The following is a 26140-nucleotide window of genomic DNA, read 5'->3' as shown; positions in this document are numbered from 1 at the left end:
CGCATCCTGGACACGCGCGCCTTTGTTAAATTGTCACTCAGTGACAAAGTAACAGTCGGACGGCACAGGGACAAGTGCGCGAGGGAACCCGACGGTGGCTACAACGCAGCACTGATGGTCGCGAGAATCTCGTCGGCAGCTCGTGTGATGTCACCGCGACTGAGCTCTGACCGACCCCACAGTTCGAGGACCGCCATGTCGGCGCCAGCCACGAGTCCGGCATAGAGTCGCGGACGAACGTCGCCACTCGCATCGACATTCATACAGCGCGCACAGTAATTCGAAATTGCATCGACCAGCGCCTCTTGGCGCTCGCCGCGCGTGCGTGCCACGACTTCGGTTGCCTCGGCGGCAGCCACGCGCCATAACGTCAACGTAGGCTCGATGTCGATTCGGCTCTCGTCGAACTGGGCACGTAACACCTTCCACGCCGCAAGCGCGGGAGCCGGCGACGGTGTCAGCTCGGCGATCGCGATACACGTTTCATTGAGCCAGCGGCGCGGAAATGCAAGCAGGAAGTCCTCTTTGGTTGGAAAATAGCGAAATAGAGTGCGCGTCGACACACCGGCCGCGGCTGCTATCTCTTCCACCTTGACTTCGAAGAATCCGCGCTCGGCGAAGAGCGTCAGAGCGATCCGCTCGTATTCTCCGAACAACGTCCTACGGCGGCGCTGCCACCCAGGACTCGTCGACGTCTCAGAAGCCGGACTATCTCGCATCCCAGCAATCTTCGCATCATCGCCGCTGCGCCCACTACCCCGCTTCGTGGGGGCTTGCGCAGCAGAGTTGCTCACCTAACTCGCCCCGCGCCGGACGCCAGCTATTCGTCGACGAAGATATCGGTCAGCGGCTTGGACCCTCCCCCGTATCGAGCGAAGTCTTCGATTCCCGCCGCCCGAAGTACGTCGACGTCAATGTAGCACTGGCCATTGGCGTCCGACGCTGGGCGGGAAATGACGTCGACGGCAGCGTCGGCCATGATTGATGGGTCGCGGGATGCGGCCAAGTGCCTTCGTCAGCTGGAACGTGCCGCGGATGTTGATTTCCATCATCAGATCAAACTTCTTCGCCGACAACTCAGCGATTGGATCCGCGAACATCGCGCTTGCGTTGTTCACGCAAACATCAATGCTCCCAAACCTTTCCACGGCCGTGGCGACCGCCCCTGCACATCCTCTTCTCGTCTGACATCACCCACCACGGCAACCCCGTTTCCACCAGCGGCCTCCACGTCGCCGACAGCGGTGTGCACGGTGCCCGGTAGTTTCGGATGCGGCTCGGCGGTCTTCGCCAGCAGCACCACATTCGCCCCATGCCGCGCTGCACCGATGGCAATCGCCAGGCCGATACCACGGCTACCGCCAGAGACGACCAGTGTGCGGTCGGCCAACTTTCCCCGTTGAGGTGAGATTTCGACGCCTGGCGAATTGTGTCAGATCGGACGGGCCACGCCGCGCAATGGCCCACGCTCGATGGCAGGTGTTACGACTACGGGGTTGTCAATCCGCGAGGGAAATAGCCTGCCTGGGACACTGGCGAATCGCTTCCAGCACTTCGAGTTCGGTCTCGGGAAGCACTTGCGGCTGAAGCACGGTCAATCGATCATCGTCGCCGAGATCGAAGATCTCCGGAGTGACGCCCATGCACAAGCCGTTCGATTCACAGAGCCCGAAGTCGACCAGTATTCTCATCGATCAGCCAGGTCAGTTCGATAGCCGGACGGGTACGTTGGCGTAGCCGGCGACGCTGGTCATCGACACCCGGCGTAGGTTGTCCACGTCGACGGTGAATTCCGGCATCAGGTCCAGCAGGCGTTCGATGGCGATCCTGCTTTCCATCCGTGCCAACGCCGCTCCCAGGCAACTGTGAATGCCGTAACCGAAACCGAGGTTCTGGGCCTCGGTGCGGTCGCGGTTGATGTCGAAGACCTCGGCGTCCGTGAACGCCCGTTCGTCACGATTGGCCGAGGCGCCCAACAACATCACCGCACTACCCGCGGGGATGGTGGTGCCGTGCAGGTGGACGTCCTTCGTGCTGTAGCGGCAGTCGTATTGCACCGGTCCCACCAGGCGCAGCACCTCCTCCACCGCGAGGCCGACCTTGGAGCGGTCAGCACGCAGTTGCTCCCACTGATCGCGGTGCCGGTCGAACGTCACGATTGCGCTTCCCACCAACTTGGTCACCGTCTCGGCCCCGGCACCACCGAGCAGCGTGGCGAAGCCCGCAATCTCGGCATCATCGAGACTGGTGATGATGCCGTCCTCACGGACTACTTCTGCGGCGATCAGCGCGCTGATCATGTCCTGTTGGGGTTCGGTGTGGCGCTGCTGAATCAGGCCGTAGTACAGCATGCCGACCTGCATCATCGCGTCAGCCTGGGCACTAGTGATTCCGGATTGGCCCGGCTCACGTGTCAAAAACTCGTCGTTCCACAGCCGGATCTGCTGCCGCTGCTCTTCGGGCACCCCCAGCATGATGGTGATCACTTCCACAGGGAACAACGCCGCGAAATCGGCTACGACGTCAAACCCGCGAGGATCCACCTTCGACAGGTAATGGTCGACCCTATCGACGACCGTATTCTCGAGCAGCTGAATCGCCCGTGGCGTGAACACCTTGTTGACGAGGCTGCGCATTCGACGATGCTCTGGAGGGTCCATCCAGATGATCGACTGACCGTGCTCGACCTTGTTGGATTGAATCTCCTCCAAAGTGACACCCCGCGCCGAGGAGTAGGTCTCGAAGTCCTTGAACGCCACCGCCACATCGGCATGACGGCTCAACGCATAGAAGTCGTATTGCTCGCTGTAGTACACCGGGGCCTCATCACGCAGATGGCGATAGGACCCATACGGATCGTTGAAGTACTCCACCGAAAACGGATCAAAAATCACGCTCGACGTCGTCATCGTCCCAACCTCACACTTCCGGATTGCTCGGGCTGTAGCCGCAACCACCCCCTCGACCGGTGACCGTTGCCGAGGCAACAGACCACGCGACGGTATGGCGTGACTCACACTACTGTGACACTCTTTTGAGAGTATGTAAAGCGGGCAGAGGGCCAAGCTCGAGCTCACCCTCTGAGATGCCCACACGGACTACTTTGCCTCAAATGCATTGCTGCACTGTATATATCAGCTGGCGGGGCCCGGCCATCAGGCGCCAACGCACGTTGGGCGCATGCGTCGACTACCTCACTACCGGCAGGGAACGGTGTTACGGCACTTCGGCGTTTCGCCGCGACCACGGTCATTCGAACCTCGCCGGGCGCGAGGCCCGGCCCGCCTCGTGGCGAGCACGTTATACGTGGTAGTCGTACCACTTCAAGTAGCCGCCGCCGTCAACGCGCAACTGCATGCCGGTGACGTATCGAGCCTCGTCCGAGGCCAGCCACAAGATGGCGTTGCTGATGTCCAACGGCTCGACGTAGGGAATCGGCATCGCTTGCTGCACAGCGAAACCCGGTTCGGCATCTTCGCGTGTCGGGTTGTCCAGGTCGGGTCGGAAGACCCGATACATTGGCTCGCTTTGGAGCATGTCGGTGTTGCAGTTGGTGGGGTGAACGACGTTGGCACGGATGCCGTGAACCGCTAGTTCCGTTGCGAGATCGTGTATGTACGACGACAGCAACCGTTTGGCGGTGCGGTAGGCCATGCCACCGAGATCGGCTCCCGGGTTGTCTTTCTTGGCCATGTCCATCAAGGCCGCGGTGGAACCGGTGGCGATGATCGAGGCACCTTCGGTCAAGTGCGGCAACGCGACTTGGACGGCATTGATGGCCCCGACCAGATTTGTGTTGATCACGTCGCACCATGCCTGTCTCGGCGGCTGACCGAGCATCCCCGCGATACCAGCCTGGGCAACGACGATGTCCAGCTTGCCGAATTCGGCTATCCCATTGTCGACCGCGGTCTGCAACGAATCCGAGTCGCGCACGTCGGCGTGGGCAATCACGACGCCCTGGCCCGTCTTCTCGATCAACCGTGCCGTCTCGTCGAGGTCCTCGGGACGCGCGAGCGGGTAGCCGATCGAGTCGACATCGTGACAAATGTCGACGGCGATGATGTGCGCGCCCTCTTCTGCCAGTCGCACCGCGTGGCTGCGTCCTTGCCCGCGTGCCGCGCCGGTCACGAATGCGACCTTGCCCTCAACTCGTCCCATGCGATCTCCTTCTCTTGTCGTTGATTAGCGCCTTGCTATGCCCGTGGCCCAGCGGGCATCGGTGTCGGCGGCACCCACCGGCAGGCCGACCTCGCGGGGCCGCTCGTACCGCTCCGAACGTGTGTACCAACGACGTCCCCGTGAGCACCTACTGACAGCGAGCCTTGGGTTCATCAAACTGATTCCGACGTCGAAATTTTACTGATGATGGTCTGCGCGGTCAAGGCGTCGCGCGTAAACGGGTAAGCCGCCATCGTTCCGCGTTCCACCACTCCCTAGCAGCGCTGACGCCGGACGTGGCCGATCCGGTCACGATCTAGCCCGGACATCGACGAAGCGGCGCGCGAAGACATAGCCATCGGCTTGTGGCGTCAGTGTGTCGGTGTACCAACCCGCGTTCGTCGTTCCCCCGGTGGACGCCATGAAGATGAAGGACGATAAGGCGCTGATCTGCCCATTCCCGTGCAGACGCAAGTCCGGCGCCCCACAGACGTGAACTCCACGAGTGGACTGCTCGGCGAACGTCTTCAACTGTGAACGGCCGCTGATCTCGCGAGTACCGACCGCCATCACGCCGTCCGCTCCGAAGAGCAAACTCCAGGCATCGGCATCCAGGTAGTCGAGTAGCCGCGCGTAGTCCACGAGCAATTGCATTGCCGCCGCTCGGGCCGGGCCGGTAACGACGTCATCGACACCTGGCATCTTCAATTCTCCCAACGACGAGCGGTTATGAATTTGACGTCAGCATAAACTTGCGGCTCGCGGTTTCGGCCCGCTGCCCGTTCCGGCTGCCCCGGCCGACGTCTTCGGGTGTGGGTCGTGGACGCGGTGGCGAAGCTCAGCCGTCTGGAGCCCCCAGCACGGCGGGGTTGCCTTCGCGCCAGATCGCGGTAAACCTGCGATTGACGATCACCATGCCGTGCTCGGCGCGTCGAAGTTCGTCGTCGTAGAAACCGACGACGCGAAAGAACGGGCCTCTGGGATGGTCCGCGCGGACGAGCAGCGCATCCAGGTAGCTGTGGGCGGTGACGCCGCCCTGCTGCTCGACGACATGGATGTTGGTGATCTGGTGGGTGGAGGAGTCCAGTGGTGCATGGAGAACGGCCATGTGTCGGCTGAGCGCCTGTGCACCGTTGACCGTCCCCAACGCCGTGGTCATGGCGCAGTCCGGATCGAACAACCCGGTGAAGAGGTCCCAGTCCTTGGTGTCGATCGCTCGCGCGTAGGCAACGAGGACTCGTTGTACTTCAGCGAAGGTCGCCTCGGTGACGGCCTCGCCGCTGGGGCTGACCATCAAGCCTCGCCTATCAATCCGGGGAGCGGCGTCTCGGCGTCGGTGTGTGCTGCTTCGAGCAGGGCCGGCAGGTGGCCAATCACATCCTCCCAGAAAGCAGGCTCGTCGCTTCCCGGCGCGAAGTTGCTATCGAGGACGAGTTCGTGGCAACCCGCTTGGCGAGCGCCGACGATCTCCGAGCACAACGATTCCACGTCGCCTACCCAGCGGCCGGTCGAGCGACCCATGGGACCAAACTCACCTGTTCGCTGGCCGCCGTGTGCCACGGGCGAAGCCAACACGCGCAGCGAAAGCTCGAGTGGATCACGGCCGAATTCGGATACCGCCAGCTCGTTGATCGTGTCCAACTGCTCGACGGCGATATCGGGCTGTAGACCGAACGGCTGCCAAACATCACACCAGCGTGCGGTGCGACGCCAACCGGCCCGGGACACGAAGCCCCCATACGTACGCACTCGGACGCCGTTATAGGGGGGCGGCGAAGTCTGACAGGGAGGAATGTCCACGTGGCGTCCGTGGTACTCGACGGGACCACTGCTCCAGCACAGGTGGAGCGCCTCCAGGACTTCATCGGCGAGTTGACCACGGTGTTGAAATGAGGCACCGAAGATTCGGTACTCGTCCTCACACCAGCCGACTCCGAGGCCCAGGGCAAGGCGTCCACCCGACAGCAGGTCGACGGTCGCGGTCGCTTTGGCCAGTACAAGCGGGTGGTGATAGCCGACGACGAGCACGGAGGTGCCAAGCGTGCAACGCTCCGTCCGCCCGGCGACGAACGCCAGGACTTCGAGAGGAGCCAGCGCGTGAGCGTGTTTGACCGGCCACGGCTTTCCTGGCACCCCTCCGTAGCCCGAGATCGGGGCGAGCGGTCGGAACAGATGTTCCTCCACCCACAACGAATCGCAGCCGGCGCGCTCGGCTTCGACCGCAAAGTCGGCGACCAGGGGCATCTGGGCAGCTGGGCCTAGCTGCGGCAGGCAGACCCCTAGGCGCATCGCCGACCCCTTCCTCACCGTCACGTCGGTCCGGCCGAATTCCGCACCCCGCTGCGCACAATATACGATTTCGACGTCGTAATCAATATTATTGCGCGACACGTCGTCGTCCAGGGAACGCGGGGTTGGACCCGCCCAGCGGTCGGTGAGCGCTAACGCTGCACACGCTCGCGGTGTCGGTAATTTCTCGTCCAAGTAACGCGTCGGGGGGCGCGAACATAAGGCGCAACCCGTGGATCACTTAGGAGAATTCACGTGTGGAAAGCCGACCACCACCATCGCTCGACCCACGCCGAGCACGCGTTGACACCCGCTTTCATAACTTCTAGACTTTGACGTCGGAGTCACTTCGCTTGTGGTCTCTTTTCCCACTCCCCCGCGAGCGGTGTCGTGATGCCCTCCGATGTCGAGACGAAGCAACCACTTCGCCCACACCGGCGCACAAAGGCAATGAACTTACTTGAGGATGCCTGCATGGAATTGAAGGACAAGGTAGCGATCGTCACCGGAGCAAGTGCGGGCGTCGGACGTGCCTATGTACTCGCCCTGGCCGAGGCCGGTGCCACGGTGGTAGCGGCCGCGAGGACCGTTGGAGGGGTCGACGGCAAGAAGCCCCAGCGAAACACACTCGTCGAGGTGGTTTGCGCCGCCGACGAGCTCCCAGGGCACGTCGTGGCTCAGCAATGCGATGTCAGCGCGGAGGCAGACGTCGTCCGCCTCGCCGCCGAGACGGCCGCTACCTTCGGCCGCATCGACGTGCTCGTCAACAACGCCGGCGTCTACCCGCACTACCCCAGCCTGGCGGTGTCGGTTTCCGACTGGGACGATGTCATGCGCGTCAACGTCCTCGGTTGCTATCTGACGATGCGCGAAGTGGCAGGCCACATGATCAGACAGAGGTCGGGCAGCATCATCAACCTGACCTCGCTCTCGGCTGAGCGCACTGTTGGTGGCAGCGCCGGACACCGAGATCTGTTGGCCTACTCCGTAAGCAAAGCAGGGGTGAACCGCCTCACGACCTACATGGCCGAGGATCTCAAGAGCTACGGCATCGCCGTGAATGCCCTCAGCCCCGGAGCCGTGCTCACCGAAACATTCATGAGGGTCGACCCCGAGGTTGGAATCGAGGCCGAAAACAGCGGATGGGGCAAGCCTGCGACGCCAGAAGTCATGGGGCCCGCAGTGCTCTACCTCGCTCAGCAGACCTCCTCCACACTGACAGGACAAATCCTGCACACCGACGAATTCGGCACCACGTGGGGTTCGGTCTCGACCGCGGTGACCCCATGAGCAGTCGGTGGCAACGACTCGCTGCGTGGCGGTACGAACTCAGCCCGGAACGACGCCGGGTCTCTTCTTCGACGATCAAAGGGAGCGGCGCATGACCGAAGACAAGCCTTTCGACCACCACTCGCCCGAGCACGCCACCGACCCCGTCGGAGACTACGCAAGACTGCGGCACCAAGGGATTGTCCGCAGCGAGCGGCACGGCGGCTTCGCAGTGCTGACACGGTTCACGGACATCACCGAGGTCGCCGACGATCACACGCGCTTCTCCAACGCCCTCGAGCTTCCGGGTCCGGAGGGTTTCGGTGGCGGTATCACGCTGCCCCACAACCCTGCCGGCGGTCGGATGTCGCTAGCCGAAATGGATCCGCCGGACTGGCGCCCCCTGCGCCGCATGCTGAACCCCATGTTCAAGCCGGCCGCGGTGGCAAGGTTCGCCGCACGCCTGAAGGAGATCACCGACGAGTGCATCGACCGGGTCATCGAGGCCGGCGAGTGCGATCTGGTCTTCGATCTCTGCAGCCCCATCCCCGCCATTGTGGCACTCGAGTACGTGGGCATACCGACCGACGCCTGGAAGCGGTTCGCCGAGCCGATCCACAAGTTGGCCTATGCCGACCGCGATCACCCCGACAGCCCCGAGTTTCAGCAGCTCAACGCTGACTTTCAATGGATCTACGAGCAGGTTCGCCAGATCATCGCCGCGAGACGACACGATTCGGGCGACGGCGACATCTTGGCGGCACTGCTGAACGCAGGGGAAGGCGAGGAGAAGTTGGACGACGACCTCGTTTTCGAGACCGTCGTAACGTTCCTGGTGGCCGGCATAGAGACGACCACTGCCCTGCTCGGCTCTGCGCTGGTGCATCTGCAGAAAAACCCAGAGGACCGACGCAGGCTGATCGAAGACCCGACGCTCATTCCGACCGCATGCGAAGAGTTCCTTCGCTGCTACAGCCCGTCGCAGGCAACCGCCCGCACGGTGACCACCGACACCGTCATCGCCGGTGAGCAGTTCCACCGCGGAGACCGCTTACTTCTCGCCTGGTCGTCGGCAAACCGTGATGACGAACTCTTCGAGCGCGCCGGGGATTTCGTGCTGGACCGTAAACCCAACCGTCACTTGTCCTTTGGTTACGGCATCCACCGGTGTGTGGGCGCTCCCCTAGGCCGTCAGGAGTTTGTGGTCGCCCTCGCCCAGATCCTCGAGCGCATGCCCGACTTCGAAATCGACCTAACGAAGTCCCATCCGTATCCCGACCTGGGCCTGAACTACGGCTACATGTCCATACCTGCGACCTACACGCCCGGCAATGTCCGCGGGCCCGAGTTGACGGCAAGCTGACCCTCCACGATGTTCGCCCAATGACGTCGGGCGCTCGTGCGTCGCGGAATCGAGCGGGTCTGCGCCCAGGTGAAACCGAATCTACTCATCCTCACGAACGGAGCGCACCACATGTCTCGTCTATCGATCGGCATGGCCAACAACGATATTCGCAAAGGCGCGGACAACCTCCGCGAGTCTGCTCCATGAGGTATCGGCTCGAGGTCGTGGCCTCAACCATCGACTTCGTCGTAGCGCTCGCCGGTGGCTTCTTATTCGATCGTGCGGTCGGCGGCTGGGAGGTCATCGTCAACGTCGCAGACTTGATCGATGTCAGACCGCTTCAGATTCTCGGAGTGACCACGACGTGCGACCTCGAGTCCGTGCTTACGTCGGATTCGATGCGCCCGGTTCCGCAGATGTTGGCGGTAGACCCGGGGCTCTTCGGGTCGGATGCACGGGTTCGAGACGACGTACTGAGGTCATTCAAACGACGCGAGACTGAGGTGGCATTCCTGGGGAGCACGCGGCCGGACGGGCTCGGCCGAAGTGTTGCCGCGGCGCAGTATCAACTCAGCTCGGCCGCCCGAGCCTTCAAGGCTCAGGCGCTTCGGCCAACGAGTACGGTCCGTACTACGGTGGCCCCGACGGAGGTTTTCTTGATCGAGCAGGCGCGGCGTCCGCGTGGGTTGGCAGACCTGGCACCGGCAAGGCTGGGCCTTCACGCAGTTTCAGCGAATCCTGCCTCAGGCGTTTCCGTTTGACCGCGAATCGTTCCCTCGAAGGTCGGCTGAGCCGGTGTCACGGCAATGGCCCTCGATGAGTCGCTGACCCTTTACAGCTTGCCCCGTGAGTGTCACACTTAGGCGTGTTAAGTTCGTGGTCGATGAGGGAGATCTGGCTCTTGTCCACGACCGCCGAGTTGATCGGAGTCGCCAGCATATTATATGTGACACAACAGGTTCGGTGACCGCGCGATTCACGCGATCGCCACGGTCACCCAAGTGGCACGGCAATCGACACCGTGTAACTTCGTCCTTCGGATCTAGGCGCGCCAGCAATCGAGCCGATTGCCTTGAACGAGGAGAATCATCTGGCGGTGGGCTGGCGCCCATCCCACTGCTCAAATCTCAAAGTCCCTCGGATAGGCAGGAACAACACTGATGAATAACGTTTCCCACATACATCTTTCGTGCTTGGCGCCGCAGCGCGACGTCACCGTGGGCATCGCCGACGCGACCACCAATGACCAAACGCATGCGCAGAACATGGCGGTGGCCAATGGCTAATGGCGAGGTCGACACAGAGCGTGTCGCCCTAGTCACTGGGGCCGCACGCGGGCAAGGTGCCGCAATAGTGCGGCGACTGCGGGCAGATGGATTCGTAGTCGCCGCCGCGGACCGCGAGGTGGATCGATTACGCAGTACAGTAAGCGAATTGGATGATCCCGGGATAGTGGCGGTCGCCCTCGATGTGACGTCCGCAGAGCAGTGGGACGATGCGGTGCGCTCGATCGTCGAGCAGTTCGGTGGACTGTCCGCGCTAGTCAACAATGCAGGAATCTTGCAGCGAGCCAAGCTCGTGAACGAGACGCCCGACAGTTTCGAACGTGCCTGGCGAGTCAACTGCCTGGGCCCTTTCTTGGGCATCCGCGCAGCTCTCGGCCACCTGCGGGAGGCGAGGGGCGCAGCGATCGTGAATACGTGTAGCACCGGGGCCATGCGCCCTTTTCCGAACCACACGGCATATGGTTCGTCCAAGTGGGCATTGCGTGGACTGACCCAATTCGTGGCCGCCGAACTGACGGCCTCAGGCATACGAGTCAATGCGGTATTCCCCGGACCGATTCAGACGCCCATGCTCGACGATGAAATGGTCTCCCGGCTCGCCGCCAGCTCACCGACGGGTCGCATAGGTCAGCCAATGGAGGTCGCCGCTGCGGTCGCGTTCCTGTTGTCAGATCAGGCGTCATTCATCACCGGCTCCGAGCTCGTTGTAGACGGCGGACAACTTCTGCAGATCGCTTGACGTCCTAGGCTGAGCGACCCGCCAAGGAGCCCATCGACACCTGCCCACGTGAGATGTGGAAAGGGTCTCAAACCGGCCAAGCGCCCGTTATCAAAACGGTCTATCTCGACAGAACCTTAAGTGTGGGGCCGCGAACCGTCGATCCCTGTGTGGCCCGTGACATGTCCCGGGACTTGCGCGCTGCGAGGGTTGGCTGACGCACTCGCAGACAACGCTGGCGGCGCGCGCGGGTTCCCTGACACGGAACTCACCTCCGCTAACCGGCCGAGCTCCATGAATCAGTCAATGGGACCACGCCGCGGTCGGCAACTCATCCAGTGGCCCACGCGCGCCATAAAGAGTTCCGGTGCCGCGGTGGTGGGCAAGCCAGAACCGGATTGTCGTGTACAGGAATGGCTTGCCGGTCGCAGGTCGTAAAGTCCCAGTGGCACAGTGATTTAGGGACAGAATGCCGGTATCGCGTGAAGCGACCGGCTGGCGCGACGACGGCGATCAGGCTGGAGTTGGCCGGTACCCGCCGGCGGACCGCCTGAGTTGCCAGATGAGCTCGGGGCCCAATTCCTGGGCCGACTGGGCGATCAGATATTCCGCCTGATATTCATCAAAGGTGTTGAAGTCAGCCATGATTTCGCTGACGATAGGCGCGTACGACTCGCCGCGACGGATCGTGTCGCAGACGTCGTGCCCGTAAGCGAGTGCCGCGTCGGCATTTGCGAAGTCGTAGCCGGGTCGGACGGTGACGTTCAGCAGGTAAGCCGCCGCATCCGCGCTCGCGGCCGGGGCTGCGACGAACGCGGAAAGGTTCAAGGCAACCGCGAGGGCCAGTGCAACTCTGACTTGCTTCATTCTGTCCTTTTCCCGAGGCGGAAGCTCAAAAACATCTCCCAATTCACTTGAAGAAAGTAGTATTTCGAGACGAGATCGGTTGCATTGACGGGAGCTAGGCGATGACTTCAACGACGTCGACACAGGGTCGAGCGCTCGCCCTGATCGCTCTGCTGACAGTGACAGCTGGGGCCGTGGCGGCGCCCCAAGCTCATGCCGACAACAGCAGGCTGAACAACAGTGTCTTCGCCAACATTTACACCGCCCAGAAACAGAACGGTTGCGTGGCGGAACCACGAATCGATAGGCGGCTCGTCGACGCGGCGCGCGCGCACGCACTCGATGTGTTGAACAACAGAGACCTCGACGGCGACCTCGGATCAGACGGATCGACGACCGAGGACCGTTCCAGGGCCGCGGGTTTCACCGGCAAGGTGGCCGAGACCGTGGCGATCAATTCGGCGATCGCGATCAGCGGCATCGACATCCTGGGGCAGTGGTACGGGGATCCGGTGGCCTGGGGAATCATGAGGGATTGCAGTCACACGGCAATAGGGGTGTGGTCGGAGAACAGCTTGGACCGCAGCGTCGTGGTGGCGGTCTACGGCACTCCTGCGTGACGCTGCCGAAACGGGTTTCACATCGACGCCTCAACGTTTTCGTCTACGACAAGTAGTCATCGTCTCATCGAATGCACATTTGCCGCGCAGCCGCACCCCGTACGCCCACCCGAGGCAACCGCGCCCATGAGCAGGGTCAATGCGAGATCTGGTAGCAGCCCATACCTGACCGTCCATAGTCAATCTGCTTGTTGGTGTTGATGTTCAGTGACAAATCTACGTTCAGGACCGCGATGAGATGCCCACTCGTTGGTGGGCTCTCCGCCCACAGACACTAGGGTCGTCCTGGCCAACTCGCGGGCCCCACCAACGTTGGAATCGTGGATTTGCCACAGAGCCCGAGACGTTGACGCTCATGGGTGCGAGTCGATGCCTTGGGGCTCAACGCAGTCCGCTGAGCAACGCCGTCGAGTTGGCGGTGAACAATAGAATCGGCTTGCTTGGTCGTCATAGCGCCCGTGAAGCTAGGCCCAATTGATGGTAGATGTCTGGTTGCACGGCAGCTGACTCCGCCGTACTGAATACACCGCCCATCGCCCAATCATGGATTGCACCGTTCCGCAGAACGAAGGTGAATTGGCTGGCTGCGGTGTCGAGCACTTGTTCCTGTAGTCGAAGTACATCGGCCGCTAGCAAGTCTAGGCTGCCGCTGTACACAGCGGTCGGCGGCAAACCTGCTAGCGACCCATATATCGGACTCACCCAGGGATCGTTCGGACGCAGATCACCAGCCCATTGCTGGCCTGCCCGACGCAAACTTGCCTTCCTCAATACTGGATCGTCGATCAAGTCAAGTGCCGGGTTAGTCATGGTGACATCGAGCCACGGGGAGATGAGGACCATGTGCGACGGCGTCGGGTTTCCGCGACTGACCAACAGCTGCGTGATGGCCAAAGCCATTCCACCGCCGGCAGAGTCGCCGTAGACGCTGACATTGTCCGCACCGTGCTGCGTGATTCGATTAGAGATCAAATCCGCCATGTCCGGAATCACGCTCCGTGCCCTACCCAGAGGCGTCGACGACAGCGGGTAAATCGGAACGATCACGGTCGCGTGGGTTCGGCGGACAAGTTGCGAGTAGGCAGACCAGTGAAGAATTGTCGGCTGGACCACATAGGCACCGCCGTGAAGTGCCACGACGTATTTCCCCGACGGACGGCCCGAACCGATCACGTACACGGGGTGACCCGCAAAGTCATGGCGTTGCACGTCCAGGCCGCGCGAAGTGAAGAACGGTGGATGGTCGCACGCCGCCAACGGCGCAATCTGTACGCCGAAGTCGATTCCGAGGAATTCCGTCACTGCTCCCACCGCGCGTAGCACCGAGACTGCGACCGTGCGATTTGGTGACGGTTGTCCGGTGAACGCGAAGCGCGCCGGCGTGCGGGCGACGGTTGCCCTGGCTGACGTGGTTGAGAACAATTTTGCGCCGGAAAGCCCCCGTTTGGTGAGGACGGCTGCACCCAGCGCAAGGGCCGACGCTAACGCCAACACACCGATCCGGGATGCACTCACGAACTCAATTCTCACACCAGCGCTATCCGTTGTCGTCATTACGGCGACACCACAGCGCTAAAATGACGTGCGGGCGAGTAGGGAGCCGCGACACATAAGGCTTGCAACGGCTCCCGCCATTGCGGTGCGGTTGGCATACCGTCCGGACCACAGCATGATGAAGGCGATCTACGACACCGACCTGGCCACTGGCGAACGAGCCGCGCCGGAGGCGGGTCACCACTGTCGATTAATATCGTGCCGAATGGTGCAGGCTGCCAGTCGAACTGAGCACGTGCTTGTGTCACAGTGTCGTCGCATATGGACCCACGGGCGAGCAGGACTGGTCGCCGGTCGGAAATACATTGCCGCAGCCGAGCCCCGTGGCGATGTAAGTCGCGCCGCTGCGGTACGGCGAGAAGTAGACATCTACCGGGTCGAACGTGGGGTGGGTTGCACACTGTGGTGAGGCATAGCCCTTTAGTTCGAGGCACACCGTCAACGTGTTTGGGTTGATGTCTCCGGTGCACGGTCCAGGTTTCAGCGATGCTGTCACCATCTCTGTGCCGGACACCGTGACCTTCGATGGCGGCGTGAGTGTGTAGACGCACGATGCCGCCGGTGACGGGTCCGGCTGCGGCGGGGCCGCGCTTGCGGTGCCGCGGTCGAGACCAGCCATCAATAGCGCCGCGACAATCGAGAGAACGGCCACTCGAACGGTGTTCGTCATTGGGTGCACTGCAGCGGGCCTTATCGTTGGGGTCACGGACGTAACCGAGTTCCGGTCAGACGGGATCGAATTGCGAGATGAGCCATCGCCCGTTCACCCGCTCCAACACCACTCGCACCGTCGAGGCCAAGGCCGAGGGCGCGCCCGACCCCACCGTGGTGGTCTGATTGACGAACACCAGTGCCACCGCGTGATCGACGGTCGCCGACACCGACGCCGCCGCTGGGACCGCGGCAACCGCCGTGATCTGCTGCTGCTTGGCCCCGGGAATGACCACGTCGTTGGTCAACGAGGTGTACGAGTTTCGAAAGTCTCCGGTCAGCAGACCACGGGCGGAGGTGAGCTGCTTGTCGACGTCCGCTGGCGTGTACGACAACAGAGCCACTGTCGCATCACGGGCAGCCTGTACCGAATCGGTCCGCGCCGTTCGTGCGTCGCCGATCGTGGTGTCCGTCCACTTGAGGTAGGCCGAGCCCATCGTCACCATCATCGCGAAGGCGGGGAGTAACCCATAGGTGATGGTTCGCAACCAATTGCGCTGACGCCAAGCATGTTTCAGTTTCGTACTCTTATCTGCGACCTCGGAGGCGTCGATCCGCGGCCCGTCGATCTCGAGGTTGTCCTGGTGGTCGTCGAGTGTTGTCGTCGTCATCTGGGGAACTCGCTCATCCTCTGCGCTGTCATCGATGGTTTCTGTCGCTAATCTGGTCACGGTACGAACTGCACGTCGGAAACCTTGGCCTGATCCCCGACCTTTTGCACGTCGATCCGCATCCGCCACGCGCGCGGGCGCTGCTCTTCGGCACCGAGATTTGTCGTCTTGACCGACACTGCCACCAGCACTTGGGCTTGATCGCCGGACTCCGACTCGAGGCCAGCTTCCGTCACCGTCCCCACGGACTTGGATTGCGCCTGCTTCACCACCTCGACGAAAGGTTGTGAGCGCTTGGAGAAGTCGTCGTAGAAGGTGCCGGTTGCCGATTCCAGGATGCGGCTGATGTCGGCGTCGGCCTCCTGCCAGTCGATGGTCGTCAGGTTGATGGCGCCCTGTCGAGCCACCTCCAGAAACAGGTTGTCCCGATGCTGCGCCTGCTCCGACTGGTACGTCTGGAACCCAAGGAATCCGGCCAGCGCTCCCACCACGACGACGATCAACAGACTGATTGTCATCGCCGAGATGGCCGGCGACATACGCTTCTTGGAAGCTGGCGCCTTTGCGTCGTCATCGGATTTGGCTTCGCAATCGGCGGCGGTGGCGGTCTTGGCGCGGTGGCCGTCGGTGTGCTCGACCGCGGAATCCGCATCGGTTGCGGAGTCCGCGACGGCGTCGGGCTCGTTCAATTGGCCTTTGGGGGCAGCATCATGCTTTGCCACGTTTGCTCCTCTGGTGCGTTACTGCCGAGATTGGCTTGTGTGTAGACCTTGCCGTCGGGTCCGACGTAGGTTCCGGTGGCGGGGTCGTACTGGGCTATCGCGATCGGCGGAGGGGCCGCTGCCTCCGGAGGCAGGGGTGACGCCGTAGGCGGCGGTGCGTCAGCGGCGTAACCCGGGGGGATCGGATCGCCAGGGTTGAACTGCGGCACAGCCTGCCCGGATAGTGTCGCGTTGGGGTCGCCCTTCCAATTGAATCCGTCGTTCAATGGGACGTAGGGCTGATCGCTTTCACACAGCTTGACGGTGGCGGCGCGTTTTCCCGGACGTGTCTCGCACGGGTAGTTGCGTGCGCCGCGGACGTTGTTGGGCGAGTCCTGTGGCGTCCTGCAGTACAAGAGTCCCGCGGGTCGATCGGGGTAGTCGGTCAGCGACGGGGAACGCATCTGTTGCGCCGGTAGGAATCCCGTCGAACAGGGCTTGGGCAGGTTGATGTTGAGGTTGAAGCTCAAGAAGGCGCCCTTGTAATCTGGCTTGGTGTGCTGATTGGGCACAGTCGACGCTTGGACGATCTGCACACCCTGGGGTAGCAGAACCAGCAACTGCTCGAGGTCGGCGCGATATGCGACTCCCACGTCGGCCAGGCTCACCAGGTTAGACAGCACGATCGGCAAGGTCGGCTGCAACCGGTCGAACAGCGCGCGTACCTCGTCCGCCGCCGCGGGGCCGTTTTGGAGCACGCCGCGGACTGCCGAGTCGTTGTTCTTCAGCGACGTGGTGATGGCGGCCAGATGTGCCGCCCAGGCTTGCACCGAGTCGGCCGTGTCGGTCTGGCTGTCCAAGACCGGTCCGACGTTGTCGACGACGTTGGTCAACTCGTTGAGGTGCTTCTTGGCGTCCGTAGCCAGCTCGCTTCCGCCCCTGAGGATGCGGCCGAGCTCGGGTCCGAGTCCTCCGAATGCGGTGTAGGCCTCGTCGATCGTGGTCTTGAGGCTGTCGCGCGGAATAGCCTGCAGACCGCGATTGGTCGCGTCGAGCAGTGCGTTGATGTCCGGTGGGGCGGTGGTGTCCGCGCTGCGGATGACATCGCCGTCCTTCAATGGCGCAGAGCTGTCGTTGCGGGGGGATAGCTGGATGTATTGCTCTCCGACCGCGGAGACACTGTGTACCTCGGCGACGAGATCTGAGGGGATCTTGACGTCCGAATCGAGCGAAAGCTCGGCCCGCACACCAGTATCGGTGAGGGTGACATTCTTGATCAGCCCGACTTCGCTGCCTCGGTACGTGACGTTTCCCCGCTGGTACAGACCACTCGCCTCAGGCAGCTCGAGATTGACGGTGTACCGCCCCACGCCGAAGAACAAGCTCGGTACCTGGATGTAGCCGAAGGCCATGATCGTCAGGGCGACGAGCGACACGACCAGGAGGATGCTTAGCTGGACGATCGTCCGCCGGGTGAGGTACATGTCACGGCCCCTGGTTGAAGTGGTAGGGAACGACGAGCGGATTGCGGGCGGTGTACGGACTGGGCATCTGCCCGATGGTCCGGCCCCACTGCAACTCCAGTTCGGTCAACTCACCCTCGAAGCGAGTGCCGGTGAACAGGCTGGCGTCGAGCCGACTCAGAGTGAGGTCGATTATGCCTGTCAGGTTGGCGTAGTCGCCGCGGAGCCATTTCGCCAAAGTCGTTTTCGGAAATGGGAAGGTCGACAGGAAATCCAGCGAACGGGTCACTGCGGGCCCCGCGTCGGCCAAAGACTGCAGCACGGGTCCGAGGTCTTTCAGTTCCTTGACTAGGTTGTCCCTGGTCTGATTCACCGAGTCGGCGGCCAGAGCGGCGAACTTGCCCAGCGAGTCGACCGCGTCCACCAGAGTCTGGCGTTCGTCCTTGAGCACCGCGAGGGCGTCCGGGATTGTCGTCAAAGCCCTGTCCAACAACGGCTTTTGGGCAGCGAACTGCCCGATCAGGTTGTTCAAGCTATCGGTGGCGGCAATGATGTCGCCGGTCTGGTCGTTGAGGTAGCTGGCGAACGTGTCCAGTTGGTTGATGAGGCTTCGCAGGTCGTCCTCGCGACCCATAAAGGCAGTACTCAATGTGCGGGTGATCTCCTGGATGTAACCGATACCGCCGCCGTTTAGCAGTACAGACACGGCGGCCAGCGTCTGTTCGGTTGAGGGAACAGTGCTTGCTGAGGCAAGCGGGATCAGTGACCCGCCGTGCAGCTTTCCTTGCGGTGGAGCGTCTTTGGGGGGCGCCAGCTCGACGTGAAGTGATCCGAGCAAGCTAGTTTGCCCTAGCGTGGCGGTCGCATTGGCGGGCAGGTCGACGTTCCCGTTCAGCGACAGTGTCAACAGGGCATTCCAGCCTTGGCGCTCGATTTTCGTCACCTTCCCCACGGTGACGTCACCGACGCGCACCCGTGAGTTCCGCTCGATGTTGTCGACGTCGGGCAGTTGGACTTGAATCGCGTATGCGCCCGCCCCGCTGCCTTCGGTGCCGGGCAGGGGCAGTGAGTTGGCGCCCTGCCACTCCGCGCAACCCGACAGCCCCAACGCGATCGCCACTGCGGTCGCGATCGCAACAACTCGGGGCCTGCGCATCACGATCCCCCTTCCTTAGGCACCATCAAGCCGGGCAGCCCGGCGTTCGGATCGGTTTGCACGGCCGTCAGCGGCGGCGCACCCGGATCGGGTACGGCCGGAACGAATGGCGGATCGCCGTGGTTCGGGTCGGCAGGTTCACCGTAGGTGGTGAATGGGGCGCCGGCGGGTGGGAGTGGGCCCGACGGCGGTGGCGGCGCGGTCGAATCGTCGCGCCCCGCCCCCTGGGCGGGCAGTGTCCCGTCTGGTGCGGCACCTGGGGGCGGGATGTAATCGGGACGCAGCCAGTCTTCGCTGTACGTCAGTTCATTCGGCCGGGCCGACGCCCCGTTGATGAGGTTTTCTCCGAGGGGCAAGAAATTCAATTGGCGGTTCTTGATGATCGGCGCGAGATACTGCACGCACAGCTTCGCCGACTGCTCGGCGCCCAGTCGGGAGGCCGCCTGCACCGCGCCGCATATGAATTGGAGGGGATTCGAAAAGTTGCTCGCAAGGATGCCCGTGAGCGCACCCTGCGCCGGTTGATAGATGTTGAGGAAGTTCGAGAAGGCCGGAGTACCAACGTGTAGCACTTGTTTGATGTCGTCGAGGCTGTGAACCAGCGCCGTCGAGACGGATGCGAGCTTGTCCGAGGTGGTACCGAGTGACTCACGGTTGTCGGCGACGAAGCTTCGCACGTCGCCGACGACGGCATTGATGTCGCCGATCGCGCTGCCGAGCTCGTTCGGGTCGTTCGACAGCAGGCCCGTCACCGCGGCCAGATTCTGGTTCAAATTGCGCAGCAGATCCTGGCTGCTTTGCAGCGCGTCCACCAGAATCGACAGGTTCTTGACGGTGGTGAAGAGGTCGCTGCTGTGGTCACCGAGGGCCGAGAATGCTTGAGACAGTTTGATTATCGTGTCGCGGATGGTGGCGCCTTGACCACGCAGATTGTCGGCGGCGGTGTTGACGAACGCACCGAGCGTACTGACGCCACCGGGCTGCGTGGGTTGCAGCGTCTCCGTCAGCCGTTGCAACTGGACACGGAAGTCGTCGAACTCGACCGGTACCGCGGTGCGGTCCTGGGAAATCACCGCATTGTCACGCAGCTCGGGTCCCCCGGTATAGGCGGGCGTCAACTGGATCGCACGCACGCTGACCAGCGACGGCGACAACACCACCGCCTTCGCGTCGGCCGGCACCCGATATTTCTGGCCGTACCAGAAGCTGATCCTGACCCGTTGGGGCTCGGGTTCGATCTTCTCGATCTTGCCGACGGGAACGCCGAGGATACGCACCTCGTCACCGACGAAGATGCCGTTGCTGTTGGCAAAGTATCCGACCACGTGAACACGGTCGACGCTTGCGTTCGACGGAGTGAGGGTCAAGACTCCGGCCACCAGCAGCACGGTCAGCACCGCCGCCAGCGCGAGTCGGGTGTAACGGGGCGGCCTCATCCCTCACCACCCGACGTCGGTCCGGGCACAGCCCCGGCACCCTGGCCCGGCGTGATCGGTGCGACGGAGGCTTCACCCGGTGCCGGAACGTCTACCGGCGGCTGCGGCCGATCGATCGACTGCTGGTTCGGAGGACCGAGCGCAGGCGGCCCAGGTGGTGGACCGCCAGGGGGCGGTGCGGGCAGCGGCTCCCGGTATGGGTAGCGACCGGGGAACTGCGCGGGCATGTTGGGGTCTTGGTTGCCGGTAATGGCATCGGGAAGCGTCAGTTTCGGGTCGCCTCCCTGTCCGGTCCGCGGCAACGGCAACGGCAATGCCGGGGTCCCCGGCTGGCCGATCTGTGGATCCGAACGTTCTGACGGGGCTAGCACATTGGGATCCAGACCCAGGTCGGAGAAGGCCGCGTCGATGAACGGCTGTAGGAACTGGCCGGGCAGCAGATTGGCGACATAGGCCTGAAAGAATGGTCCCGAGGAGACTGATTCCCCCAGCGACGTCGCGTAATTGACCAGGCCACTGATCGACTTCTGCACTTCGGCCTTGCGGTTGTCGACGAGGGTAAGTACGCCGTTCAGTTTGTCCAGCGCCGGTTTGAGGGTGTTGCGGTTGTCGCCGATGAAGCCCTTGATCTCCAGGGCGACGGCCGACAAGTTGCCCGATATCTGGTCAAGCGCAGCGCTTTGACTCTGCAGCTGCACCAGCAATTCATTTGTGTTCTTGACGAGACTGACGATCTGGTCGCTGCGTTCCGCGAGCACCCCGGTCGCCTTGTTGGCGTTTGACAGCAGGTTCCGAAGTTCGGCGTCGCGCTTGTCCAAAGTGTCGGAGAACCTGGCGATACCCGCGACCGCAACCCGCAGAGATGGCGGTGTCTCGGCGAAAGTGTTGGCGAGCACGGCAAGTGAGTCCGAGACCTGGCGGGTGTCCAATCCGCTGATGGCGGTCGTCAAATCGCCCAGCGCGTCGGGCAGTTGATACGGCGAGCGCGTGCGATCGATCGCGATCGGTCCCGATTGTCGTCCGTCACCGCGCGGCGTGACTTCGAGAACCTTTGCGCCGAGCAGGGTCTTGGTCTTGATGGCCGCTTCGGTGCGGTCACCGAGGTGAATGTCGTCATCCACCTCGAATTGTACGAGCACTCGCGCACCGTCGAGTTCGACACTGTCCACCTGGCCTACTCGAAACCCCGAAACCTGCACGGGGGCTTGAGGAATCAATCCACCGGCCTCGGCGAAGTAGGCAGAATACTTCGTCGACTGCTCAACGAACGGCAACTTGTCATAGTTCAGCGCCGCGATGATGGCGACGGCGGTGAGTCCGATGCCGACGGCACCGATGACAAACGGGTTGCGCTCGGCGAAGGTCTTCATCGCGGCGTGCACCTTCCGCTGTCTTGACCGACCAGCTTGACGTACACCGGTTGTCCCCCTTTACCGTTCACCTTCAGGATGATGTCGCATAGATAGAAGGAAAAGAAGTCGCCGTAGATTCCCTGGCGGCCCATCATCTGGTAGGCATCTGGCAGTGTCTTGAGTAGGTTGTCGACGAAGTCCTTATCAGCTACAACATTTCCCGCTGTCCGGTCCAACTCGGTGACGACCTTCTTGGCAGGTGGGCGGGCTTGGGCCAGCAGGTCCGCGATACCGCCCGCCGCCGCATTCGCGTAGGCCACCGAATTGCTCAGCTCCTGTTTACGGTCGGCCAAAGTCTTGATCAGCTCCGACAGCGAGTCGACGGTCTTGGCGAACTGCGTGCTGTGATCGCCGAGTGAGCCCAGCACCGAGTTGAGGTTGACGATGACCTGTCCGATGAGATGATCGCGGTCGGCCAACGTATTGGTCAGTGTCGCAGTCTGATTGAAAAATGATGCAAGGGTGGCGCCCTGGCCCTGGAAGGCGGCGATGAGCTGACCTGTGAGCGCGTTGACCTGGTCGGGGTCTAACGCGCGGAACAGTGGCCGGAAACCGCCGATGAGCGCGTCGAGGTCCAGCGCCGGTGAGGTTTGAGTCAGCGGTATCGTGTCGCCGGGATTCAGACGCTTGGTGCCACCTGCACCCTCCTCGAGGGCCAGGTAACGACCGCCAATCAAGTTGTCGTACCGAATCGCCGCGCGACTGCCCTGGGTCAGCACCACCGAGTCCTCGGCGTCGAATTCGACTAACGCGGTGGTGTCTGGCTGAATCGAGATGTCGTTCACCTTGCCGACCTCGACGCCTGCGATGCGGACGAACTGTCCGATCTCGAGACCAGTTACGTTGCCGAACAGGGCACGGTAGGACTTGTCGGACTGGAACCGGAGCTGCCCGAAGATCGCGAACATCGCGAAGATCGCGAGCACACAGACCGTCATGAAGATGGCCAGGCGCCAGATGGCACCGCCCAAGTTGTCCTTCACAGCCGATCCCTTCGTGTGCCGATGACTGACGGCGCGGTCATGGTCCGGGAATCCCGGGCACCGGAACCGGCGCCTGCGGCGTGGGTTGCGCCTCCGCGGGGTTCGTAACGTAGAACGGTTCCGATCCGGGCGGTGGCGGGCCGGGTTCGCGCGGCCTACCGGGTGGTGGGGCGGCAGGCAACCCTGGGTAGAGCGGGGTGCCGTCGGGGGCGTAGAGCTGCGCGCCGTACGGCGGCGCACCGAAGTATGGAACTGGGCCTGGAGCGGGTCCACCGGGATTACGGATGCTTGGCGGCCTTGGGAGCCCACGGGTCGTGGGCAGATAGTCGGCGTAGCCGGGGAACCCGATGCCCGGGTTGGGCCGGTTGTCTAGACCGGTGCCATAGCCGATATTGGTGATCAGGTTTCGGACCGGCCAGTTCTTGCTGACGTCTGGACCCGAGCCGCAGCCTGGCTGACCACCCGGGCCACCTCTCGCGCCGTTGATCGGAAGATTCTCGGGATACTTGTAGGGGTCGTCGCCGCCAAGGAGCGCGACGTCGAGGATCACTGACTTGCCGTTCGCGCCACCGGCGACGTCTGCGAAGCCCGAGTCGACTGTCTGCTTGGCCCCAAGGAACACGCAGGTAAGCTCAGGGTTGTACTTCATCAGCAGCCGAGTGGTCGGCTCCAGGTGGTTGACGCCCGTGATCAGGTTGTCCTTGTTCGCGCCGAGTAGGTCGATGCCCTTGCTTGACAAGCCCGTCACATTCAGGAGCAGCGCGTCCAACTGTTTGGACTCGTCGACGATGGTCGTGCTGGTGGTACTAGCGGCGTCGAGCACCGCGATGACGTTCTGGGCGGCGGCGGCATAGGTGTCGCTGAATCCTCTGAGTGACTGGAAGTCTCGTCGCACCGTCTCCGAGCGGGGATTGAGTTGCTCGAGGACTTCGTTGCCGTCGGAGATCGCTTGACCCAGCGTTTGCCCCTGTCCGCGCAGGCCTTCGGCCAGCGCGGACAGCACGCCGTTGAGCTTGGCCGGGTCGATCTGTTGCAGCACACCGGTCAGATTCTGGAAGACGGTGTTGACTTCGGTACTGACGTTCTCCGACTGGATGACCGCACCCGCCGTCAGCCGAGCCCTACTCGGCTTGTCGGGGTAGATGAGGTCTACGTATTTGGCTCCGAACGCAGTGGTAGCTCGAATGCGGGCCTGCACGTTGGCCGGAACGTACCTCAGCTGGTCCTCGTCGATGGCCAGAGTGAGACTCACCGTGTCCCGGCCGCCTCGAATGTTCTTGACCTGTCCAATCTGGACGCCGCGCAGTTTCACCTTCGCGCCGTCCTCCATGACGAGGCCCGATCGGTCCGAGGTCAGCGTCACCGGGGTGTAGGACTTCCAGCTGCCGGTGAACATGACCATAGTGAGCGTGATGATCCCGACGAGGACCACCACGAGAATCAAGGCCCACCATCCGGGCTTCAGCCGGCCTTCGCTTCGTGAGGATTCCATGTGCTATCCCGAGAGGTTGAAGCCGCCGGACCGGCCGTAGAGGGCCAGCGATACGAGCAGAGTGACGAAGACCGCAGCGACGAGCGAGGTTCGCACGGCGCGGCCTACCGCCTCCCCCACGCCTGCCGGCCCACCGGAGGCGTTGAAGCCGTAGTACGTGTGCACGAGCATCACGACGATCGCCATCGAAATCGCCTGCAGGAAGGAAAAAATGAGATCGTAGGGGTTCAAGAAGGTGTTGAAGTAATGGTCGTAGACACCGGTGGACTGGCCGTAGATGAAGGTGTCGCCAATCTTGGTGGCGAGGAAGGCCGTCAGTACCGCGATGCAGTACAGCGGAATGACCACGATGACGCCGGCGGCGACTCGCGTCGACGCGAGGTAGGCCACGGAGCGGATGCCCATCACTTCGAGCGCGTCGATCTCCTCGCTGATCCGCATCGCCCCGAGTTGCGCAGTGGCGCCGGCGCCGATGGTCGCGGCCAGCCCAATGCCGGAGACCAGAGGACCGACCAGCCGGACATTGAGGAACGCCGAGGTAAAACCGGCGAGCGCATCCACGCCGACTTCCTGAAGCTGGGTGTAGCCCTGAATGGCGATCAGCGTGCCTGCCGAGAACGTCAGGAATCCGACGATGACGATCGTTCCACCGATGATCGCCAACGCCCCATTGCCCAGGCTCATCTGCGCGATGAGACGGATCAATTCGGACTGGTATCGCACGAATGCGTCGCCGATGCCCCTGATGGTCTGGACGTAGAACTGTGTTTGGCGCCCGATTTGATTCCAGGCGCCCGTCACCGCGTCGCCGGTCCTGCGCAGCCGCGGATAGGTCGTGCTCGCCGTCATGTCGTCACACTCATTTCCCGAACGTCGCCTTGACCGCGACGCCGGTCGCGATCACGTTGATCACGAACAGCGCCATGAAGGTGAAGACCACCGTCTCGTTGACTGCGTCGCCGACGCCCTGGGCGCCGCCGCCGACGGAGATGCCCTTGTAGCAGCCGATGAGGCCCGCGGCGAGACCGAAGATGGCGGCCTTGACCAAGCAGATGATCACTTCCGTGGGTCCGACCAGAAGGGTGAGCCCCGCGGCGAAGGCTCCGGGGGTGACGCTCTGGAAGTAGACCGCGAAGAGGAAGCTGCCCACGATGCCGACCAACGTCACCAGCGAAGCCAGCATCAGCGAGACGAGTGTCGCGGCGAGGACCCGAGGAACGACCAGCGCCTGCACTGGGTTGATGCCCAGTACCCGCAGCGCGTCGAGCTCTTCGCGAATGGTGCGGGCACCCAGGTCCGCGCAGATCGCCGTGGCGCCGGCGCCGGCGATCACGAGCACCGTGACGATCGGTCCGATCTGGGTTACGGCCCCGAGCGCGGCGCCGGCGCCGGAGTAGTCGGCGGCGCCTATCTCGACGAGCAGGATGTTGATGGTGAAGGTGGTGAGCACCGTGAAGGGAATCGCCAGCATCACCGTGGGGAACAGCGAGACCCGTGCGATAAACCAACTCTGTAGCAGGAATTCACGCCATGCCCATGGCGGCTTGAACATGAAGAGCACCACGTCGAGGCACATGGCGAAGAAGTCGCCCAGTGCCCGCACGGGCTTGGCTGCCGCACTGGTTCCTAACAACCCACAGTCTCCATCCGTGATCGAACTTCGATCACGCCCAGCGAGTTCCCTCGCAAACCTCGGGCTGAACAGACCGGCGGGACGGCACGCCGTAATGCAAGTGGTGCAACGGGATTGACTCGCAGGCGCGAGGTCGCCTCATCGCCCAGAGACTCCCCCGGTCCGATCTCGATCAGCGGAATGCTGGCGATCGCAATGTGGGGAATAGTGCGCACGGTTGGAGGCATCAACACACGGCGCGCCAAAGAGCCTGCCTGAAGCAGGAATTCATGCCACGCAGATGGTGAATCAAAGACCCGCTTAGAAGTGACTGGGCAGATCGCGGGAAGCCCGCCGAGCCCGCATGCCCCCTTGGCAGCGCCTTCGGTCCAGACCATCAGTGGACTCCTCGTTGTTGGTTCGGCGGACCATCGCGTCGTCGGGCCTGCCGATCGCATCACCGCCAAACCCTGGC

Annotated in this window: 27 protein-coding genes and 1 pseudogene; 6 read left to right on the top strand and 22 right to left on the bottom strand. The window is 62.7% G+C overall.

Annotated elements, in window-relative coordinates:
- Positions 1-98: 98 nt before the first annotated feature.
- The 9 genes and pseudogenes from SLQ30_RS21540 to SLQ30_RS21505 form a co-directional block, all read right to left on the bottom strand.
- Positions 99-656 (bottom strand): TetR family transcriptional regulator, encoded by a 558-nt coding sequence (locus SLQ30_RS21540; RefSeq protein WP_319448738.1) that lies wholly within the window; start codon positions 654-656, stop codon positions 99-101.
- A 164-nt stretch (positions 657-820) separates the two neighbouring features.
- Entirely contained in the window at positions 821-979 is a 159-nt protein-coding gene (locus SLQ30_RS33160; protein ID WP_413468132.1) for a hypothetical protein, read from the bottom strand.
- Positions 912-1390: pseudogene (locus SLQ30_RS21535) on the bottom strand (SDR family NAD(P)-dependent oxidoreductase). Before SLQ30_RS21535 ends, SLQ30_RS33160 begins: the two are co-directional and overlap by 68 nt.
- Positions 1391-1499: 109 nt before the next feature.
- On the bottom strand, positions 1500-1691 hold the full coding sequence (locus SLQ30_RS21530) for a ferredoxin (RefSeq protein ID WP_319448739.1): 192 nt from the start codon (positions 1689-1691) through the stop codon (positions 1500-1502).
- A gap of 12 nt (positions 1692-1703) precedes the next feature.
- On the bottom strand, positions 1704-2909 hold the full coding sequence (locus SLQ30_RS21525) for a cytochrome P450 (protein ID WP_319448740.1): 1206 nt from the start codon (positions 2907-2909) through the stop codon (positions 1704-1706).
- A gap of 391 nt (positions 2910-3300) precedes the next feature.
- The gene (locus SLQ30_RS21520; RefSeq protein ID WP_319448741.1) at positions 3301-4161 is read right to left on the bottom strand and encodes a mycofactocin-coupled SDR family oxidoreductase; all 861 of its coding nucleotides are present in this window, start codon (positions 4159-4161) and stop codon (positions 3301-3303) included.
- 309 nt (positions 4162-4470) lie between these two features.
- The gene (locus tag SLQ30_RS21515) at positions 4471-4863 is read right to left on the bottom strand and encodes a nuclear transport factor 2 family protein (protein WP_319448742.1); all 393 of its coding nucleotides are present in this window, start codon (positions 4861-4863) and stop codon (positions 4471-4473) included.
- Positions 4864-4999: 136 nt separating this feature from the next.
- The gene (locus SLQ30_RS21510) at positions 5000-5455 is read right to left on the bottom strand and encodes a nuclear transport factor 2 family protein (protein WP_319448743.1); all 456 of its coding nucleotides are present in this window, start codon (positions 5453-5455) and stop codon (positions 5000-5002) included.
- Positions 5455-6450, bottom strand: a complete 996-nt coding sequence (locus tag SLQ30_RS21505; protein ID WP_319448744.1) for a TIGR03619 family F420-dependent LLM class oxidoreductase — start codon at positions 6448-6450, stop codon at positions 5455-5457. The genes SLQ30_RS21510 and SLQ30_RS21505 overlap by 1 nt, the downstream gene beginning before the upstream one ends.
- Positions 6451-6924: 474 nt before the next feature.
- Here SLQ30_RS21505 and SLQ30_RS21500 point away from each other — a divergent pair, with 474 nt between their 5' ends.
- From SLQ30_RS21500 to SLQ30_RS21480, 5 genes are all read left to right on the top strand, one after another.
- On the top strand, positions 6925-7740 hold the full coding sequence (locus tag SLQ30_RS21500; protein WP_319448745.1) for an SDR family oxidoreductase: 816 nt from the start codon (positions 6925-6927) through the stop codon (positions 7738-7740).
- 91 nt (positions 7741-7831) lie between these two features.
- Positions 7832-9082, top strand: coding sequence for a cytochrome P450 (locus SLQ30_RS21495; protein ID WP_319448746.1), 1251 nt, complete (start codon positions 7832-7834; stop codon positions 9080-9082).
- Positions 9083-9288: 206 nt separating this feature from the next.
- Entirely contained in the window at positions 9289-9825 is a 537-nt protein-coding gene (locus SLQ30_RS21490; RefSeq protein ID WP_319458336.1) for a hypothetical protein, read from the top strand.
- Positions 9826-10224: 399 nt separating this feature from the next.
- The gene (locus tag SLQ30_RS21485) at positions 10225-10350 is read left to right on the top strand and encodes a hypothetical protein (RefSeq protein WP_319448748.1); all 126 of its coding nucleotides are present in this window, start codon (positions 10225-10227) and stop codon (positions 10348-10350) included.
- Positions 10343-11089: an SDR family oxidoreductase gene (locus tag SLQ30_RS21480; protein WP_319448749.1), complete on the top strand. Its 747-nt coding sequence runs from the start codon at positions 10343-10345 to the stop codon at positions 11087-11089. The genes SLQ30_RS21485 and SLQ30_RS21480 overlap by 8 nt, the downstream gene beginning before the upstream one ends.
- Positions 11090-11581: 492 nt before the next feature.
- On the opposite strand, the gene SLQ30_RS21475 is transcribed toward SLQ30_RS21480, so the two are convergent.
- A complete protein-coding gene (locus tag SLQ30_RS21475; RefSeq protein WP_319448750.1) occupies positions 11582-11935 on the bottom strand; it encodes a DUF732 domain-containing protein in 354 nt (117 codons plus the stop codon).
- Between the two features lie 101 nt (positions 11936-12036).
- On the opposite strand from SLQ30_RS21475, the gene SLQ30_RS21470 reads away from it, so the two are divergent.
- A complete protein-coding gene (locus SLQ30_RS21470) occupies positions 12037-12534 on the top strand; it encodes a CAP domain-containing protein (RefSeq protein ID WP_319448751.1) in 498 nt (165 codons plus the stop codon).
- A 447-nt stretch (positions 12535-12981) separates the two neighbouring features.
- Here the strand turns inward: SLQ30_RS21470 and SLQ30_RS21465 are convergent, their stop codons facing one another.
- From SLQ30_RS21465 to SLQ30_RS21410, 12 genes are all read right to left on the bottom strand, one after another.
- On the bottom strand, positions 12982-14088 hold the full coding sequence (locus tag SLQ30_RS21465) for an alpha/beta hydrolase fold domain-containing protein (RefSeq protein WP_319448752.1): 1107 nt from the start codon (positions 14086-14088) through the stop codon (positions 12982-12984).
- A gap of 244 nt (positions 14089-14332) precedes the next feature.
- Positions 14333-14707, bottom strand: coding sequence for a hypothetical protein (locus SLQ30_RS21460; RefSeq protein WP_319448753.1), 375 nt, complete (start codon positions 14705-14707; stop codon positions 14333-14335).
- A 106-nt stretch (positions 14708-14813) separates the two neighbouring features.
- Entirely contained in the window at positions 14814-15410 is a 597-nt protein-coding gene (locus tag SLQ30_RS21455) for a hypothetical protein (RefSeq protein WP_319448754.1), read from the bottom strand.
- Positions 15411-15466: 56 nt separating this feature from the next.
- Complete coding sequence (locus tag SLQ30_RS21450; protein ID WP_319448755.1) at positions 15467-16132, bottom strand: Mce protein; 666 nt, start codon at positions 16130-16132, stop codon at positions 15467-15469.
- On the bottom strand, positions 16096-17595 hold the full coding sequence (locus tag SLQ30_RS21445) for an MlaD family protein (protein WP_319448756.1): 1500 nt from the start codon (positions 17593-17595) through the stop codon (positions 16096-16098). The genes SLQ30_RS21450 and SLQ30_RS21445 overlap by 37 nt, the downstream gene beginning before the upstream one ends.
- A 1-nt stretch (position 17596) precedes the next feature.
- Positions 17597-18730: an MCE family protein gene (locus SLQ30_RS21440; protein WP_319448757.1), complete on the bottom strand. Its 1134-nt coding sequence runs from the start codon at positions 18728-18730 to the stop codon at positions 17597-17599.
- Positions 18730-20166, bottom strand: a complete 1437-nt coding sequence (locus SLQ30_RS21435; RefSeq protein WP_319448758.1) for an MCE family protein — start codon at positions 20164-20166, stop codon at positions 18730-18732. The genes SLQ30_RS21440 and SLQ30_RS21435 overlap by 1 nt, the downstream gene beginning before the upstream one ends.
- Entirely contained in the window at positions 20163-21536 is a 1374-nt protein-coding gene (locus tag SLQ30_RS21430; protein ID WP_319448759.1) for an MCE family protein, read from the bottom strand. The genes SLQ30_RS21435 and SLQ30_RS21430 overlap by 4 nt, the downstream gene beginning before the upstream one ends.
- On the bottom strand, positions 21533-22561 hold the full coding sequence (locus tag SLQ30_RS21425; RefSeq protein ID WP_319448760.1) for an MCE family protein: 1029 nt from the start codon (positions 22559-22561) through the stop codon (positions 21533-21535). The genes SLQ30_RS21430 and SLQ30_RS21425 overlap by 4 nt, the downstream gene beginning before the upstream one ends.
- Before the next feature lie 37 nt (positions 22562-22598).
- Positions 22599-24053 carry an MCE family protein gene (locus SLQ30_RS21420; protein ID WP_319448761.1) on the bottom strand — a complete coding sequence of 485 codons (1455 nt, stop codon included), beginning with the start codon at positions 24051-24053 and terminating at the stop codon, positions 22599-22601.
- A 3-nt stretch (positions 24054-24056) separates the two neighbouring features.
- A complete protein-coding gene (locus SLQ30_RS21415) occupies positions 24057-24902 on the bottom strand; it encodes an ABC transporter permease (RefSeq protein ID WP_319448762.1) in 846 nt (281 codons plus the stop codon).
- Between the two features lie 10 nt (positions 24903-24912).
- Positions 24913-25629 (bottom strand): MlaE family ABC transporter permease, encoded by a 717-nt coding sequence (locus SLQ30_RS21410; protein WP_413468129.1) that lies wholly within the window; start codon positions 25627-25629, stop codon positions 24913-24915.
- Between the last annotated feature and the right edge of the window lie 511 nt (positions 25630-26140).

The organism is Mycobacterium sp. RTGN4, assembly GCF_033804635.1.
Lineage (GTDB): Bacteria > Actinomycetota > Actinomycetes > Mycobacteriales > Mycobacteriaceae > Mycobacterium.
This window is presented reverse-complemented; position numbering and strand designations above follow the sequence as displayed.

Bases quoted from the DNA above. Each gene is read 5' to 3' on its own strand.
- SLQ30_RS33160 (WP_413468132.1), bottom strand. From the start codon at position 979: ATGGCCGACGCTGCCGTCGACGTCATTTCCCGCCCAGCGTCGGACGCC.
- SLQ30_RS21530 (WP_319448739.1), bottom strand. From the start codon at position 1,691: ATGAGAATACTGGTCGACTTCGGGCTCTGTGAATCGAACGGCTTGTGC.
- SLQ30_RS21525 (WP_319448740.1), bottom strand. From the start codon at position 2,909: ATGACGACGTCGAGCGTGATTTTTGATCCGTTTTCGGTGGAGTACTTC.
- SLQ30_RS21520 (WP_319448741.1), bottom strand. From the start codon at position 4,161: ATGGGACGAGTTGAGGGCAAGGTCGCATTCGTGACCGGCGCGGCACGC.
- SLQ30_RS21515 (WP_319448742.1), bottom strand. From the start codon at position 4,863: ATGCCAGGTGTCGATGACGTCGTTACCGGCCCGGCCCGAGCGGCGGCA.
- SLQ30_RS21510 (WP_319448743.1), bottom strand. From the start codon at position 5,455: ATGGTCAGCCCCAGCGGCGAGGCCGTCACCGAGGCGACCTTCGCTGAA.
- SLQ30_RS21505 (WP_319448744.1), bottom strand. From the start codon at position 6,450: ATGCGCCTAGGGGTCTGCCTGCCGCAGCTAGGCCCAGCTGCCCAGATG.
- SLQ30_RS21500 (WP_319448745.1), top strand. From the start codon at position 6,925: ATGGAATTGAAGGACAAGGTAGCGATCGTCACCGGAGCAAGTGCGGGC.
- SLQ30_RS21495 (WP_319448746.1), top strand. From the start codon at position 7,832: ATGACCGAAGACAAGCCTTTCGACCACCACTCGCCCGAGCACGCCACC.
- SLQ30_RS21485 (WP_319448748.1), top strand. From the start codon at position 10,225: ATGAATAACGTTTCCCACATACATCTTTCGTGCTTGGCGCCGCAGCGC.
- SLQ30_RS21480 (WP_319448749.1), top strand. From the start codon at position 10,343: ATGGCTAATGGCGAGGTCGACACAGAGCGTGTCGCCCTAGTCACTGGG.
- SLQ30_RS21475 (WP_319448750.1), bottom strand. From the start codon at position 11,935: ATGAAGCAAGTCAGAGTTGCACTGGCCCTCGCGGTTGCCTTGAACCTT.
- SLQ30_RS21470 (WP_319448751.1), top strand. From the start codon at position 12,037: ATGACTTCAACGACGTCGACACAGGGTCGAGCGCTCGCCCTGATCGCT.
- SLQ30_RS21465 (WP_319448752.1), bottom strand. From the start codon at position 14,088: ATGACGACAACGGATAGCGCTGGTGTGAGAATTGAGTTCGTGAGTGCA.
- SLQ30_RS21460 (WP_319448753.1), bottom strand. From the start codon at position 14,707: ATGGCTGGTCTCGACCGCGGCACCGCAAGCGCGGCCCCGCCGCAGCCG.
- SLQ30_RS21455 (WP_319448754.1), bottom strand. From the start codon at position 15,410: ATGACGACGACAACACTCGACGACCACCAGGACAACCTCGAGATCGAC.
- SLQ30_RS21445 (WP_319448756.1), bottom strand. From the start codon at position 17,595: ATGTACCTCACCCGGCGGACGATCGTCCAGCTAAGCATCCTCCTGGTC.
- SLQ30_RS21440 (WP_319448757.1), bottom strand. From the start codon at position 18,730: ATGCGCAGGCCCCGAGTTGTTGCGATCGCGACCGCAGTGGCGATCGCG.
- SLQ30_RS21435 (WP_319448758.1), bottom strand. From the start codon at position 20,166: ATGAGGCCGCCCCGTTACACCCGACTCGCGCTGGCGGCGGTGCTGACC.
- SLQ30_RS21430 (WP_319448759.1), bottom strand. From the start codon at position 21,536: ATGAAGACCTTCGCCGAGCGCAACCCGTTTGTCATCGGTGCCGTCGGC.
- SLQ30_RS21420 (WP_319448761.1), bottom strand. From the start codon at position 24,053: ATGGAATCCTCACGAAGCGAAGGCCGGCTGAAGCCCGGATGGTGGGCC.
- SLQ30_RS21415 (WP_319448762.1), bottom strand. From the start codon at position 24,902: ATGACGGCGAGCACGACCTATCCGCGGCTGCGCAGGACCGGCGACGCG.
- SLQ30_RS21410 (WP_413468129.1), bottom strand. From the start codon at position 25,629: ATGTGCCTCGACGTGGTGCTCTTCATGTTCAAGCCGCCATGGGCATGG.